Origin of the sequence: Pseudomonas sp. TWRC1-2 (assembly GCF_049896685.1) — a bacterium.
In the GTDB taxonomy this organism is placed as follows: domain Bacteria; phylum Pseudomonadota; class Gammaproteobacteria; order Pseudomonadales; family Pseudomonadaceae; genus Aquipseudomonas.
Genome location: NZ_JAFCUU010000003.1, coordinates 51,461 through 66,512, shown reverse-complemented (window position 1 = coordinate 66,512; position 15,052 = coordinate 51,461). Strand labels below are relative to the sequence as shown.

14 protein-coding genes and 1 pseudogene are annotated in these 15,052 nt (G+C 61.3%); 13 read left to right on the top strand and 2 right to left on the bottom strand.

Going from position 1 to position 15,052, the window contains the following annotated elements:
* The first annotated feature begins 5 nt into the window (after positions 1 to 5).
* From ACP7B3_RS09165 to ACP7B3_RS09150, 4 genes and pseudogenes are all read left to right on the top strand, one after another.
* The gene (locus ACP7B3_RS09165; protein ID WP_426178675.1) at positions 6 to 1,304 is read left to right on the top strand and encodes a c-type cytochrome; all 1,299 of its coding nucleotides are present in this window, start codon (positions 6 to 8) and stop codon (positions 1,302 to 1,304) included.
* 70 nt (positions 1,305 to 1,374) lie between these two features.
* Positions 1,375 to 2,435 (top strand): annotated as a pseudogene (locus ACP7B3_RS09160) (PA0069 family radical SAM protein).
* A 228-nt stretch (positions 2,436 to 2,663) separates the two neighbouring features.
* Positions 2,664 to 3,395 (top strand): carbonic anhydrase, encoded by a 732-nt coding sequence (locus ACP7B3_RS09155; RefSeq protein WP_106576015.1) that lies wholly within the window; start codon positions 2,664 to 2,666, stop codon positions 3,393 to 3,395.
* 85 nt (positions 3,396 to 3,480) lie between these two features.
* Positions 3,481 to 5,028 carry a SulP family inorganic anion transporter gene (locus tag ACP7B3_RS09150; protein ID WP_426178674.1) on the top strand — a complete coding sequence of 516 codons (1,548 nt, stop codon included), beginning with the start codon at positions 3,481 to 3,483 and terminating at the stop codon, positions 5,026 to 5,028.
* Positions 5,029 to 5,158: 130 nt separating this feature from the next.
* Here the strand turns inward: ACP7B3_RS09150 and ACP7B3_RS09145 are convergent, their stop codons facing one another.
* A complete protein-coding gene (locus ACP7B3_RS09145) occupies positions 5,159 to 5,806 on the bottom strand; it encodes a hypothetical protein (protein ID WP_145158496.1) in 648 nt (215 codons plus the stop codon).
* Between the two features lie 369 nt (positions 5,807 to 6,175).
* Here ACP7B3_RS09145 and coxB point away from each other — a divergent pair, with 369 nt between their 5' ends.
* The 4 genes from coxB (at position 6,176) to ACP7B3_RS09125 (ending at position 10,567) form a co-directional block, all read left to right on the top strand.
* Positions 6,176 to 7,303 (top strand): cytochrome c oxidase subunit II, encoded by a 1,128-nt coding sequence (gene coxB, locus ACP7B3_RS09140; protein ID WP_119741308.1) that lies wholly within the window; start codon positions 6,176 to 6,178, stop codon positions 7,301 to 7,303.
* 58 nt (positions 7,304 to 7,361) lie between these two features.
* Positions 7,362 to 8,948, top strand: a complete 1,587-nt coding sequence (gene ctaD / locus ACP7B3_RS09135; protein ID WP_106576019.1) for a cytochrome c oxidase subunit I — start codon at positions 7,362 to 7,364, stop codon at positions 8,946 to 8,948.
* A gap of 144 nt (positions 8,949 to 9,092) precedes the next feature.
* A complete protein-coding gene (locus ACP7B3_RS09130) occupies positions 9,093 to 9,644 on the top strand; it encodes a cytochrome c oxidase assembly protein (RefSeq protein WP_145158500.1) in 552 nt (183 codons plus the stop codon).
* 35 nt (positions 9,645 to 9,679) lie between these two features.
* Complete coding sequence (locus ACP7B3_RS09125) at positions 9,680 to 10,567, top strand: cytochrome c oxidase subunit 3 (RefSeq protein ID WP_145158502.1); 888 nt, start codon at positions 9,680 to 9,682, stop codon at positions 10,565 to 10,567.
* Positions 10,568 to 10,573: 6 nt separating this feature from the next.
* On the opposite strand, the gene ACP7B3_RS09120 is transcribed toward ACP7B3_RS09125, so the two are convergent.
* Positions 10,574 to 10,777, bottom strand: coding sequence for a twin transmembrane helix small protein (locus ACP7B3_RS09120; protein WP_016969525.1), 204 nt, complete (start codon positions 10,775 to 10,777; stop codon positions 10,574 to 10,576).
* Positions 10,778 to 10,805: 28 nt separating this feature from the next.
* Between ACP7B3_RS09120 and ACP7B3_RS09115 the strand changes: the two genes are divergently transcribed.
* The 5 genes from ACP7B3_RS09115 to ACP7B3_RS09095 are packed head-to-tail and all read left to right on the top strand — an operon-like array spanning position 10,806 to position 14,729.
* On the top strand, positions 10,806 to 11,570 hold the full coding sequence (locus tag ACP7B3_RS09115) for an SURF1 family protein (protein WP_426178673.1): 765 nt from the start codon (positions 10,806 to 10,808) through the stop codon (positions 11,568 to 11,570).
* Positions 11,536 to 12,120 carry a hypothetical protein gene (locus ACP7B3_RS09110; protein WP_426178672.1) on the top strand — a complete coding sequence of 195 codons (585 nt, stop codon included), beginning with the start codon at positions 11,536 to 11,538 and terminating at the stop codon, positions 12,118 to 12,120. The genes ACP7B3_RS09115 and ACP7B3_RS09110 overlap by 35 nt, the downstream gene beginning before the upstream one ends.
* A gap of 10 nt (positions 12,121 to 12,130) precedes the next feature.
* Complete coding sequence (locus ACP7B3_RS09105; protein WP_426178671.1) at positions 12,131 to 13,210, top strand: COX15/CtaA family protein; 1,080 nt, start codon at positions 12,131 to 12,133, stop codon at positions 13,208 to 13,210.
* Complete coding sequence (gene cyoE, locus ACP7B3_RS09100; RefSeq protein ID WP_106576024.1) at positions 13,198 to 14,097, top strand: heme o synthase; 900 nt, start codon at positions 13,198 to 13,200, stop codon at positions 14,095 to 14,097. The genes ACP7B3_RS09105 and cyoE overlap by 13 nt, the downstream gene beginning before the upstream one ends.
* On the top strand, positions 14,094 to 14,729 hold the full coding sequence (locus tag ACP7B3_RS09095; protein WP_145158510.1) for an SCO family protein: 636 nt from the start codon (positions 14,094 to 14,096) through the stop codon (positions 14,727 to 14,729). The genes cyoE and ACP7B3_RS09095 overlap by 4 nt, the downstream gene beginning before the upstream one ends.
* Positions 14,730 to 15,052 lie beyond the last annotated feature (323 nt).

The window sequence follows — 15,052 nt, the reverse complement described above, 5'->3', positions numbered from 1 at the left end:
TGACCATGAAAGCACTTGTTATCGCCTCCCTGGCACTCTTGAGCAGCTGTTCGGTAAGCGCCGCTGAGACCGACCTGGTCAAGCAGGGCGAATACCTGGCCCGCGCCGGTGACTGCGTGGCCTGCCACACCGCCAAGGGTGGCAAACCCTTTGCCGGCGGGCTGCCGATGGAAACCCCGATCGGCGTGATCTACTCCACCAACATCACCCCGGACAAGACCGGCCTGGGCGACTACAGCTTCGAAGATTTCGACAAGGCCGTGCGCCATGGCGTCGCCAAGAACGGTAGTACGCTTTACCCGGCGATGCCCTACCCGTCTTACGCGCGTGTCAGCGACAGCGACATGCAGGCGTTGTATGCCTACTTCATGAAGGGTGTAGAGCCGGTCGCCCAAGAGAACAAAGACAGCGATATTCCTTGGCCCTTGAGCATGCGCTGGCCGTTGGCGGCCTGGCGCTGGATGTTTGCGCCGTCCGTTGAGGAGCATCCGGCACAACCGGCCGCGGACCCGGTGGTCAGTCGTGGCGCGTACCTGGTTGAAGGCTTGGGACACTGTGGCGCCTGCCATACGCCGCGCGCCCTGACCATGCAGGAAAAAGCCCTCAGCGCCACTGACGGCAACGCCTTCCTGTCCGGCAGCGCGCCGTTGGAAGGCTGGATCGCGAAAAGCCTGCGCGGCGATCACAAGGACGGCCTCGGCAGCTGGAGCGAGGACGAACTGGTGCAATTTCTCAAGACCGGCCGCAGTGATCGCAGCGCCGTGTTTGGCGGCATGAGCGATGTGGTGGTGCACAGCATGCAGTACATGTCGCAGGATGACCTGACTGCTATTGCCCGCTACCTCAAGAGCCTGCCGGCGGTGGATCCCAAGGATCAGCCGCATCAGTACGACAAACAGGTGGCCGAGGCGTTGTGGAAAGGTGACGACAGCAAGCCGGGCGCGTCGGTGTACATCGACAACTGCGCGGCGTGCCACCGTACCGACGGCCATGGCTATACGCGGGTGTTCCCGGCGCTGGCGGGTAACCCGGTGTTGCAGACGGCAGATGCCACGTCGCTGATCAACATTGTGTTGAATGGCGGCACCTTGCCGGCTACGCACACGGCACCGTCGACGTTCACCATGCCGGCGTTTGCCTGGCGGTTGTCGGACCAGGAAGTGGCGGATGTGGTCAGTTTCGTCCGCGGCAGCTGGGGCAATAAAGGTGCGCCGGTAAAAGCCAGCGACGTGGCGGACCTGCGCAAGAGCGATATGCGCACCACCTCGGGCGATGACTTGGGGCAAGTGACGCAAAAGCACTGACCGCCAGACGGCACTGGTCATAACCATCACGCCCCATTACTGTATATAAAAACAGTATTGGGGCGTTTTCATGTCTACACCTTTACCGCCCCGTGGCCGGGGCACGGCCACCAACCTGCACAATCGCTTTGCGCCTACGGTCAGTGTGGCCGAGGACGACGGCTGGTTTCAGGAGGTGCCGCCGACCCAGGGGACCGAAGTGCGTATCGAAACGGCCAAAAGCATCATCACCCGCAATAACTCGCCGGACCTGCCGTTCGATCGCTCGATCAACCCCTATCGCGGTTGCGAGCACGGTTGCATCTACTGCTACGCGCGGCCCAGTCACGCCTACTGGGACATGTCGCCGGGGCTGGATTTCGAAACCAAACTGATCGCCAAGACCAATGCCGCCCAGGTGCTGGAGCAACAGCTGTCGAAGCCGGGTTATGTGTGTGCGCCGATCAATCTGGGCTCCAATACTGACCCCTACCAGCCCATCGAGCGCGAGTACAGGATCACCCGGCAGACCCTCGAAGTGCTGCTGCGCTACCGCCACCCGGTGACCATCATCACCAAGGGCTCGCTGATTTTGCGTGACCTCGACCTGCTGACCGAGCTGGCCCGGCAGCGGCTGGTGGCAGTGATGATCAGCCTCACGAGCCTGGACGATGAGCTCAAGCGCATTCTGGAACCGCGCACGGCGGCGCCCAAGGCACGGTTGCGGGCGATTCGGGTGATGCGCGAGGCCGGCATCCCGGTGGGCGTGTTGTGTTCACCGATGATTCCGATGATCAACGACAGCGAGCTCGAGAGCCTGCTGACCGAAGCGCACGCGGCGGGTGCGCAAAGTGCGGCCTACATGATGCTGCGTTTGCCGCTGGAGGTGGCGCCGTTGTTCGAGGAGTGGCTGGCGGCGCATTACCCCCGCAGCGCGCGGCCCATGTGATGAGCCTGGTGCGCCAGGTGCGCGGTGGTGAGGTGTACGACAGCCGCTTCGGTGTGCGCATGCGGGGCGAGGGGCCGTTCGCCGATCTGCTGGCGCAGCGCTTCAGCAAGGCGATCAAGCGCCTGGGGCTTAATCGTCGGGAAGGGTTTAATCTGGATTGCACGGCGTTCTGCCCACCGGGCAGGCAGATGGCATTGTTGTAAACTGACCAAGAAGGGCGCGACATGCCTGTAGGAGTAGTCGCGTTTTGATATCACTGAAACCCGCGATCTAGAGCGGTTCATTCAGTTTGAGTTAAGTTTCGGCGGTTACCTTGTTCTGCGAGTGACTGGTGGGTCGAAAGCGTGGTCTTCAGCGTTTTACAACTAATCCACTGGCCCAGCGTCGAAATGACCTGAACACTCTCCCTGCATTAATCAAGAGGATGAATCATGAGTGACAAGGATAAACAGCCGTTGGCTGCGTCGGCTTCAGCCCCTCAGGTGGCCGAGTCCGCCGATGCAGCGCTAAAGCACATCGTTGACGGCTTTTTGCATTTCCATCACGACGTCTTCCCCCAGCAGGAAGAACTTTTCAAAAAACTCGCCACGGCCCAGAGCCCGCGGGCGATGTTTATCACCTGTGCCGATTCGCGGATCGTGCCCGAGCTGATCACCCAAAGCTCCCCTGGCGACCTGTTCGTCACGCGTAACGTCGGCAACGTGGTGCCACCCTACGGACAGATGAACGGCGGCGTTTCCACGGCCATCGAGTACGCGGTTCTCGCTCTGGGCGTGCAGCACATTATCGTGTGCGGGCATTCCGACTGCGGCGCCATGCGCGCGGTACTCAACCCCCAGAGCCTGGAAAAAATGCCGACGGTCCGGGCTTGGCTGCGTCATGCCGAGGTCGCCAAGTCGATGGTTGAGGACAACTGCGACTGCGCCAATGAAGGCGAAAGCATGAAGGTGCTGACCGAAGAAAACGTCATCGCCCAGTTGCAGCATTTGCGCACCCACCCTTCCGTGGCCTCACGCATGGCCAATGGTCATTTGTTTATCCATGGCTGGATCTACAACATCGAGACCAGCGAAATCCGAGCCTACGATGCAGATCAGGCGGCATTTCGACCGCTGAGCGGCGACGGACCAATCCCTTGCGCGACGCCTAAAGCGCGCTTCTAAAACACTTCCCTGCCGGGTAATGCGGTGGCTGCCATGGATGCAGCCAGGCATTGCCGCGCCCGGCGAATGCCTTGGGAGAGTCATTATGCGTGCTGCTCAATTGAAAGCTGTATTGCCTCGGGAGCTGCTCGCGTCCGTGGTTGTGTTTCTGGTCGCCCTGCCCTTGTGCATGGGCATCGCGATTGCGTCTGGCATGCCGCCGGCCAAAGGGCTGATCACCGGGATCATCGGTGGCCTGGTGGTGGGTTGGCTGGCTGGATCGCCGCTGCAGGTCAGCGGGCCCGCCGCAGGTTTGGCAGTGTTGGTGTTCGAACTGGTGCGCCAGCACGGCATGATGATGCTCGGCCCCATCCTGTTGCTGGCGGGGTTCCTGCAATTGGTGGCCGGGCGATTGCGTCTGGGCTGCTGGTTTCGCGTCACGGCGCCGGCGGTGGTGTACGGCATGCTGGCGGGGATCGGCGTGCTGATTGTGCTCTCGCAGGTCCATGTGATGCTCGACGGCGCGCCCAAGCCTTCCGGGCTGGATAACCTGGCGGGCTTCCCGGCCGCGGTGGTTGAGGCGATACCAACCCTGGGCGCAGGCCTTGGCTGGCAAGCGGGTTTGCTGGGGCTGTCGACCATGCTGGTGATGTACCTGTGGGATAAATTCCGCCCGCAAAAACTGCGGTTTGTGCCAGGCGCCTTGTTGGGCGTGGGCTTGGCGACGGTCACCAGCCTGGTGCTGGCGTTGCAGGTCAAGCGTGTGGAAGTCCCGGAAAACCTTGCCGATGCCATTGACTGGCTACGCCCCAGCGACTTGCTGAACCTGGCCGATCCGCAACTGTTGATCGCCGCGTTCGCCGTGGCCTTTATCGCCAGCGCCGAAACCCTGCTGTCGGCTGCTGCGGTTGACCGCATGCACAGCGGCCAGCGCTCGGATTTCGACAAGGAATTGTCCGCTCAAGGTGTAGGCAACATGCTTTGTGGCCTGGTCGGCGCGCTGCCGATGACCGGCGTGATCGTGCGCAGCTCGGCCAACGTGCAGGCCGGTGCGACCACGCGCTTGTCGGCGATGTTCCACGGTGTATGGCTGCTGGGGTTCGTGCTGCTGCTGTCGAGCGTGCTGCAAAGCATCCCGGTGGCGAGCCTGGCGGGCGTGCTGGTGTACACCGGGATCAAGCTGGTGGACGTGAAAGCATTTCGCGCATTGGGCCGATACGGGCGGATGCCGATGTTCACCTATGCCGCGACGGCGCTGGCGATCATCTTTACCGACTTGCTGACCGGTGTACTGGTGGGCTTCGGGCTGACGTTGGTCAAGTTGGCCTTCAAGGCGTCGCGACTGAAAATCAGCCTGATCGACCTGCCCCAGGACGGTGAGATGGAGTTGCGCCTGACCGGTGCGGCGACCTTCCTGAAAGTGCCGGCACTGACCCAAGTGCTTTCGACGGTGCCCGCAGGGACCACGTTGCATGTGCCGCTGAGCAACTTGAGTTACATCGACCATTCCTGCCTGGAGTTGCTGGAGGAATGGGGCCGGGCCAATGCGGCCAAGGGCTCGCAACTGGTGATCGAGGCGCGCGGCCTGAAGCGCAGGCTTGAAGGCCGGGTGCGCACGACCGTGGGGATAGGTTCGGCGCCGTCCACTAGCTGACGGAACCCAATCAAAAATGTGGGAGCGGGCTTGCTCGCGAAAGCGGTGTATCAGTCAAAGCAATGTCGACTGATCTACCGCATTCGCGAGCAAGCCCGCTCCCACATGGGTTTTGCATCATATTGAAGAGTTAAGCCGGCTGATCCAACGCCAACTCAACCCCCAGCTGCCGCGACAGGCACGGCCAGCGCTTCCACGCCGCTTCCGTGTTCGGGCTCTTGAGCGTCTCGCGGTAAGCCTCGACCGACTCCAGCGCAAAGCTGTCTTCGTTGAGCATTTCATCCACCGCCAAATGCACGGCTTCGTCCAACTGGTTGGCAAATGCTTCGCCGATCAGCTGATGAGCGATCAAGTTGGCCACGGTGGTGTCCGCCGGAATCAACGGCTGACCGAAGTGCGTGATGTACAGATCGTTGACTTCTTCTACCAGGCGATGGGCCAGGTAGGCCTCGTCCAGCAGGCCGTCGAGGCCTTCGTGGCCGGCAAGAATCGCGGGCGGTTGCAGGAAGAAATGCTCAGCAATTTTCAGTACCGGCTTGATCTGGCTTTCGATGCCAGCTTCGCGCGCCACGTCATTGGCGGCTTCCAGCAAGTCAGGGACAAGCTCGATGTAGGCAGTAACAAAACGGGTCATGACAATGTTGCGATCACCGTCAGCCAGGGAAATGGCCGAATGCAGGTGCGGCAATTGTTTTTCCAGTTGCTGGGCAAGCTGGCCAGTGCTGGCTTCGTGTTGATGGGCACGGGAAATCTGCTCGCGCAATGCGGCGGTGTTCATGAAAGCTCCATTGAAGCAGGCGTAGGAAAAGGGAAAGAACAAGGTAGCTCGTTTATACGAGGGCCTAAGACGCGTTTGTCATAATTATTTCATGGTTATGCGCATGCGTTATATCGAATCGCCATCGTTCGTCGGATAAACGTTTGCGCCCCCGTATTTATTGGGCCCGCCCGTCTGTTTGTGCTCATTTGCCCCTACACATTGCGGGGTTGCCCCGGCTGTCTATACTCGATTTTGTACGCAATTAGCTGATGACGCCCAACTGCATGAAGCAGGCAAGGCTTGGCGGTTGTAAGCAGTATGGAAGCCGCTCCCTTCGCCGCAGGTGCAAACCGGCGGGATAACAAGAAACATAAAGGGGAACCCGCAATGACGCGACATCCACACGTTTGGATGGGCCTTCTGTTGTGGTCGGTATTCGGCCAGGCGCACGCCGCCTGGACAACGAATATGGCGCCAGGGGCTACTGAAGTCAGTCACGCCGTGTTTGACCTGCACATGACCATCTTCTGGATTTGTGTGGTGATCGGCATTGTCGTGTTTGGCGCGATGTTCTGGTCGATGATCCTGCACCGCCGGTCCACGGGCCAGGTGGCTGCCAAATTTCACGAAAGCACGACCGTGGAAATCCTCTGGACCGTAGTGCCGTTGCTGATCCTGGTAGCGATGGCCATTCCGGCGACCAAGACCCTGATCAACATCTACGACAGCACCGAGTCGGATATCGATATCCAGGTCACCGGTTACCAGTGGAAGTGGCATTACAAATACCTGGGCCAGGACGTGGAATTCTTCAGCAACCTGGCCACCCCTGCCGAGCAGATCCATAACCAGGCCACCAAGGGCGAGCACTATCTGCTCGAAGTCGACCAGCCTTTGGTGCTGCCGGTAGGCGCCAAAGTGCGCTTTCTGGTGACTGCCGCCGACGTGATCCATTCGTGGTGGGTGCCGGCCTTTGCGGTCAAGCGCGACGCCATTCCCGGCTTCGTCAACGAGGCCTGGACGCGTATCGAGAAGCCCGGCATCTACCGTGGCCAGTGCGCTGAATTGTGCGGCAAGGACCACGGCTTCATGCCGATTGTGGTCGAGGTCAAATCCCAGGCCGACTACGACACTTGGCTCGGCGAGCGCAAGGCAGAAGCGGCCAAGCTCAAGGAGCTGACCTCCAAAGAGTGGACGCTTGAAGAGCTGGTGGCGCGTGGCGACAAGGTCTACCACACCACCTGCGTGGCCTGTCACCAGGCTGAGGGCCAAGGCCTGCCGCCGATGTTCCCGGCGCTTAAAGGCTCGCCGATCGCCACCGGGCCTAAGGAAGATCACCTGCACCGCGTGTATTTCGGCAAGCCTGGCACCGCCATGGCCGCCTTCGGCAAACAGCTGTCGGAAGTGGACATCGCCGCCGTGGTGACCTACGAACGCAACGCCTGGGGCAACAACAAAGGCGACATGGTCACGCCCAAAGACGTGCTGGCTTTGAAACAGGCGGAAAGCAAATGACGGCCTCAACTGCGTATGCCCTGAACCGCACAGCCCATTCCTTTGCAGGAGAACGGCCATGAGCACTGTGATCGATGACCATGGTCACGCCGACCATGCCCATGGCCCCGCCAAAGGCCTGATGCGCTGGGTGCTGACCACCAACCACAAAGACATCGGCACGATGTACCTGTGGTTCGCCTTCACCATGTTCCTGCTCGGCGGCTCGTTCGCCATGGTGATCCGCGCCGAGTTGTTCCAGCCCGGCCTGCAGATCGTGCAGCCGGCGTTCTTCAACCAGATGACCACCATGCACGGCCTGATCATGGTGTTCGGCGCGGTGATGCCGGCCTTTGTCGGCCTGGCCAACTGGATGATCCCGCTGATGATCGGCGCGCCGGACATGGCCCTGCCGCGCATGAACAACTTCAGTTTCTGGCTGCTGCCAGCGGCGTTCCTGCTGCTGGTTTCCACGTTGTTCACACCCGGCGGCGGGCCGAATTTCGGCTGGACCTTCTACGCCCCGCTGTCCACCACCTACGCGCCGGAAAGTGTGACGTTCTTTATTTTTGCCATCCACCTGATGGGCATCAGTTCGATCATGGGCGCGATCAACGTGGTCGCGACCATTCTCAACCTGCGTGCGCCGGGCATGACCCTGATGAAGATGCCGCTGTTTGTCTGGACCTGGCTGATCACCGCGTTCCTGTTGATCGCGGTGATGCCGGTGCTGGCCGGCTGCGTGACCATGATGCTGATGGACATCCACTTCGGCACCAGCTTCTTCAGTGCCGCCGGTGGCGGTGACCCGGTGCTGTTCCAGCACGTGTTCTGGTTCTTCGGTCACCCCGAGGTGTACATCATGATTCTGCCGGCCTTCGGTGCCGTCAGCTCGATCATCCCGACCTTCTCGCGCAAGCCGCTGTTCGGCTACACCTCTATGGTCTACGCCACGGCGAGCATCGCGTTCCTGTCGTTCATTGTGTGGGCGCACCACATGTTCGTGGTGGGCATTCCGCTGGTGGGCGAGCTGTTCTTCATGTACGCCACGCTGCTGATCGCCGTGCCGACGGGCGTGAAGGTGTTCAACTGGGTCAGCACCATGTGGCAAGGCTCGCTGACCTTCGAGACGCCGATGCTGTTTGCCGTGGCCTTCGTGATCCTGTTCACCATCGGCGGCTTCTCCGGTCTGATGCTGGCAATTGCCCCGGCGGACTTCCAGTACCACGACACCTACTTTGTGGTGGCGCATTTCCATTACGTACTGGTGCCTGGCGCGATCTTCGGCATCTTCGCCTCGGCGTACTACTGGCTGCCCAAATGGACTGGGCACATGTACGACGAAACCCTGGGCAAGCTGCACTTCTGGCTGTCCTTCATCGGCATGAACATGGCGTTTTTCCCGATGCACTTCGTGGGACTGGCCGGCATGCCGCGCCGGGTGCCGGACTACAACCTGCAGTTCGCCGACTTCAACATGGTCTCCTCGATTGGCGCCTTCATGTTTGGCGCCACGCAGATCTTCTTCTTGTTCATCGTCATCAAGTGCATCCGCGGCGGCCCGCCGGCGCCGGCCAAGCCGTGGGATGGTGCCGAAGGTTTGGAGTGGAGCATCCCCTCGCCCGCGCCGTATCACACGTTCACCACGCCGCCGGAGGTCAAGTGAATACCCTGGCCCAGGCTACCTCGCTCTCCTGTGGGAGCTGGCTTGCCTGCGATAGCGGTGTGTCAGTCACCGAATCTATCAACTGCCAGACCCTCATCGCAGGCAAGCCAGCTCCCACAGAAAGTCAAAAGCGGGGTGGCTGCCATGCTTGAGTCCATCCCCATCAAGCGCCTGGTCACCCGCCTGCTGATTCTGGTGGTGGCGATGTTCGCCTTCGGCTTCGCCCTGGTGCCGATTTACGACGTGATGTGTAAGGCGTTCGGCATCAACGGGAAGACCGCCGGGCAGTACGAAGGTGAGCAAGTCGTCGACCCCACGCGCCAGGTGCGAGTGCAGTTCCTGTCGACCAATGCCATCGACATGGTCTGGGAGTTTCACTCCAAGGCTGACGAAGTGGTGGTCAACCCCGGTGCGGTCACCGAGATGCTGTTCGTCGCCTACAACCCCACCGACAAGGTCATGAAAGCCCAGGCAGTGCCGAGCATTTCCCCGGCCGAAGCGGCGATGTACTTCCACAAGACCGAGTGCTTTTGCTTCACCCAGCAAGTGCTGCAGCCCGGTCAGCGCATTGAAATGCCGGTGCGTTTTATCGTCGACCGCGACATGCCCAAGGATGTGAAGCATTTGACCCTGGCGTACACGCTGTTTGACATCACTGCGCGCCAACCGCCGGTGGCCGTCCATACCGGCGGCTAGCTACTGTTTGCCCCCTCAATCAGGAGAGCGAATACATGTCGTCTCATGATACGTACTACGTACCAGCGCAAAGCAAATGGCCAATAATTGCCACCCTGGGCATGCTCACCACCGTGTACGGTTTGGCTGTGTGGTTCAACGATCTGAAGGCGGCGCGCCCGGAATCCCACGGGCCGTGGATCTTTTTCGTCGGTGGGCTGCTGCTGGCCTACATGCTGTTCGGCTGGTTCGGCGCGGTGATCAAGGAAAGCCGCGCCGGTTTGTACAGCCCGCAGATGGACCGCTCGTTTCGCTGGGGCATGACCTGGTTCATCTTTTCCGAGGTGATGTTCTTCGTCGCGTTCTTTGGCGCCCTGTTTTATGTGCGGCACATGTCGGGGCCATGGCTGGGCGGTGAAGGGCACAAGGGCATCGCGCACATGCTGTGGCCGAACTTTCAGTTCACCTGGCCGCTGCTCAACAACCCTGACCCAAAAATGTACCCGCCACCGGAGGGCACCATCAGCCCCTGGGGCTTGCCGCTGATCAATACGATCTTGCTGGTCAGCTCCAGCGTGACCATCACCCTCGCCCACCATGCCTTGCGCAAGGGCCACCGCGGCGCACTGAAAATCTGGCTGGCGCTGACCGTGCTGCTGGGCTGGGCGTTCCTGGCCTTCCAGGCCGAGGAGTACATGCACGCCTACAAAGAACTGGGCCTGACCCTCGGCTCGGGCGTGTACGGCGCGACCTTCTTCATGCTCACAGGCTTTCACGGCGCTCACGTAACCATCGGCACCATCATTCTGTTCGTGATGCTGATGCGCATCCTGCGCGGGCATTTCAATGCCGAGCACCAGTTTGGTTTCGAGGCTGCCAGCTGGTATTGGCACTTTGTGGATGTGGTATGGATCGGCCTGTTCTTCTTCGTGTATGTGCTGTGAGGCGCCTTACCACGGCGCATGAGACACCAGCTGGCCGCTGAAAAAGCCCCAGGCGATCAAGCCCACGGTGATCGCGGCCAGTACGACACGCACGGTCAAGGCAGTGACGAGGCGGTTGGAGTTGCCCTCGTCCTTGACCAGAAAGAACAAACCACTGAACAGGCTCACGACAGTCGCGATCAGCATCAGGGCAATGGCTGCTTTGAGCATGGTCAGGTTCCTTTCGGATGGGCGGGCAATGAAAACAAGTATAGCCAGCGCCATAAAAGACTTTCGCCCAGGACTCGCACCCACGCTGGTGGTGCTGGTGCTGCTGCCGTTGATGATGGGCCTGGGGTTCTGGCAACTGGCGCGCGGCCATGAAAAACAGTTGCTGGTGGACAGCTACGCCGAGCGGCGTGTGGCCGACCCCATCAGCAGTGTTCAGCTCAATGAGATGCCCGACCCCGCCTTTCGCCGCGTGCGCCTGCGCGGCCAGTTCGACGCCGAGCACAGCGTGTTGCTCGACAACCGCATGCGCGACGGCAAGGCCGGCGTCGAGTTGCTGCAACCCTTTCATGATCAGGCCAGCGGCCAGTGGCTGTTGCTCAATCGCGGCTGGCTGCCGTGGCCGGACCGGCGCACGCCGCCGGTCTTCACCACACCCGATCAACCGTTGAATCTCGACGCCTGGGTCTACGTCGCCCCCGGCGAAACCTTCCAACTGCACGCCGACCCAGCCACCACGCAATGGCCGCGCTTGCTCACCGCGCTGCACCCTGACGCACTGTGGAGTGAGTTGGGCCGTGACGGTTTTGCCTACGAACTGCGCGCCGAACCTGGCCCGGGCACTTACGACACCACGTGGCCGGTAGTCGCCATGGGCCCGGAAAAACATTTGGGGTACGCCGTGCAGTGGTTCGCCATGGCCTTGGCGCTGCTGGCGCTGTACCTCTACCTCGGATGGCACAACAAAAAGGAGAAGTCCCATGGGAGCGGCCATGAATCCACCCAGCATGTCTGAGGCGCCCGACCGGCGCAAAAGCCGCTGGCAGCTGATTTTGATCCTGATGATGGTGATCGGCCCGATGGCGCTGGCCACCTTCATGTACAAGTTGCAGTTCTGGGTGCCGGACAGCCGCAGCTACCACGGCGAGCTGATCGGCAACGGCCAGACCCGCGCCGACATTGGCGTGCAGGCCGATGAAGATCGCTGGCAACTGCTGGTCACCGCGCCCACCGCCTGCGCCGCTGAGTGCCAGCAGTTGGTATACCTGGCGCGCCAACTGCAAATCAGCTTGGGCCGTGATGCCTCGCGCGCCAGCCATGCCTTGGCCAGTGCGCAGCCAGTGAGCAGCGCCTACGCGGCCAAGCTCAAAGCCGAATACCCGCAACTGCAACGCTATCCGCTGGACCTGTCGACCTTCACCAAGGACGCCGCCGCACCCGGCGATGCGCAACTGTGGATCGTCGACCCGCACGGCAACTTGGTGCTGCGCTACGACGCCAAGGTCAAGGGCAAGGACCTGCTCAACGACCTGCGCTTGCTGCTGAAACTGTCGAACATTGGATAAGGGCATCGTCATGGCCAAACCTGGATTTCGCCTCGCGTTGTTTGCCACCCTGCTCGCGCTGATCGTCGTGCTGCTCGGCGCCTATACGCGCCTGACCCATGCCGGCCTCGGTTGCCCGGACTGGCCCGGTTGTTACGGTTTTATCAGCGTGCCGCAGAGCGAAGCCCAACTGGCGCACGCCGAGCTGCACTTCCCTGATACGCCGGTGCAGGCCGACAAGGGCTGGGCCGAGATGACCCATCGCTACTTTGCCGGCACCTTGGGGTTGCTCATCGTGCTGTTGGCGGCGCGCTCTTGGAGCCATCGGCGTGATCCAGGCCAGCCGGTGAAACTGCCGCTGTTTTTGCTGGCGGTGGTGTTCGCCCAGGCCGCGTTTGGCATGTGGACGGTGACATTGAAGCTGTGGCCGCAAGTTGTCACCGGTCATCTGCTCGGCGGTTTTGCCACCTTGAGCTTATTGTTTCTGCTGACCCTGCGACTGTCCGGCGTGCTGCCCGCGTTGATTGTGCCCAGGCGCCTGCAATATTGGGCGACTGCCGGGTTGGTGCTGGTGATCGGCCAGATTGCGCTGGGTGGCTGGGTCAGTTCCAACTATGCGGCGGTGGCCTGTATCGACCTGCCCACGTGCCATGGCCAGTGGTGGCCGGCGGCGGACTTTGCCAACGGCTTTCATCTCACTCAGCACATCGGGCCCAACTACCTCGGTGGCCAGCTCGACAGCGAAGCGCGTACCGCTATCCACCTGACCCATCGCCTTGGCGCGATGTTGGTGACACTGGTGCTGGTGGGGCTGGCCTGGCAATTGCGCGCAGTAGGAATGACGCGACTGGCGGGCTTGTTGCTGATCGCCCTGGCGGTGCAAATCAGCCTGGGCGTGAGCAATGTGGCGTTCGGCCTGCCGCTGCCGGTGGCGGTCGGCCATAACGCAGGCGGCGCAGCGTTGCTGCTGACATTGGTGCTGGTCAATTACCACGCACGCACCAGCCTGGTCCGGGTGCGCCATCAGTTGCCGTTCGGCTGGCGCTTTATTCCACGCAAACACGTTTCGGGCCTCATCACCCTTAAAGGAGAGACGCCATGGCGACCTTGATCGACGCGCGCCGCGATCAGGCGATCTGGCGAGATTACCTGGAGCTGACCAAGCCAAAAGTGGTGGTGCTGATGCTCATCACCTCGTTGGTGGGTATGTTCCTCGCGACCCGCGCCGGGGTGCCATGGGCGGTGCTGATTTTCGGCAACCTGGGCATTGCGCTGTGTGCCGGTGGTGCGGCGGCGGTCAACCATGTGGTGGATCGGCGCATCGATGCGGTGATGGCGCGCACGCATAAGCGGCCGATGGCCGAAGGGCGGGTGTCGCCGGTGGCGGCATTGGCCTTTGCTTTGTTTCTGGCTGTTGCAGGCTTGGCCTTGCTGCTGGCGTTCACCAATCCACTGGCGGCCTGGTTGACGCTGGCTTCGCTGCTCGGCTACGCGGTGATCTACACCGGCTTCCTCAAGCGCGCAACGCCACAAAACATCGTCATCGGCGGCCTCGCCGGCGCGGCGCCGCCGCTGTTGGGCTGGGTTGCCGTGACCGGGCATGTCAGCGCCGAGCCGCTACTGCTGGTGTTGATCATCTTCGCCTGGACCCCGCCGCACTTCTGGGCCCTGGCCATTCACCGCAAGGAGGAATACGCCAAGGCCGACATCCCGATGCTGCCGGTCACCCACGGCGAGCACTACACCAAGGTGCACATCCTGCTCTACACCTTCGCCCTGCTGGCGGTGAGCCTGATGCCGTATGTGATTCACATGAGTGGCCTGCTGTACCTGGCGTGTGCGCTGGTGTTGGGCGCACGCTTTCTGCAATGGGCCTGGGTGCTGTACCGTGGCAGCCAGCCGCACGCGGCGATCAACACCTTCAAGTACTCTATCTGGTACCTGTTTGTGCTGTTTATCGCCCTGCTCGTAGACCACTACTTACTGTTGAACCTATGACTCGAACTCAAAAAACCGTCTTTATCCTTGTGGCCATCGTCGCGTTGATCATGGGCCTGACCGTCAACAAAGTGCTCAGCGGCAAAGGCCAGGGCGACCCTACTGCGCTGATCGACGCGGGCATCATCCTGCTGCCGCAAAGCCGCCAGCTGCCGCCGGTGACCATGACAGACCAGAACGGCCAGCCGGTGGTGGTCAACGAGTTGAAAGGCAAATGGAGCCTGCTGTTTTTCGGCTACACCTTCTGCCCCGACATCTGCCCCACCACGCTCGCCCAACTGCGCCAGATCAAGAGCGAGCTGCCCAAAGAGGCGGTGGATAAGTTGCAGGTGATTCTGGTCAGCGTCGACCCGAACCGCGACACGCCGGCTCAGCTCAAGCAATACCTGGGCTACTTCGACCCGCAATTCGAAGGCCTGACCGGCGCGAATGTGGACGATGTGCAGAAGGTCTCGAATGCGGTGAGCATCCCGTTTATTCCAGCGGATACCAGCAAGCCCAACTACACCGTCGACCACAGCGGCAACCTGGCGCTGATCGGGCCGGACGGCACGCAGCGCGGGTTTATTCGTGCGCCGCTGAACAATCAAAAGCTGGTAGCGCAGTTGCCGGGGTTGCTGCAGCGTAAATAGCAGGCACCGCACCATACATGTGGGAGCTGGCGTGCCTGCGAGGGCGGTGGATCAGAGGCTGATAGGCTGACTGACCCACCGCCATCGCAGGCAAGCCAGCTCCCACAGTGCTTTGTGCAAGGTTTGCACTACGCGTAAGCAGGCAAGTGTGCCGGCCTGATCTTCCAGACAACACAAAAACAAATGTGGGAGGGGGCTTGCCCCCGAAGGCGGTGGGCCAGTCACCATCTTCGGTGACTGACACTGCGCCTTCGCGAGCAAGCCCGCTCCCACAGGGGGGTTGTGCAAGGTTTGAGCAATGCGTAAGCAGGCAAGTGCGCCGG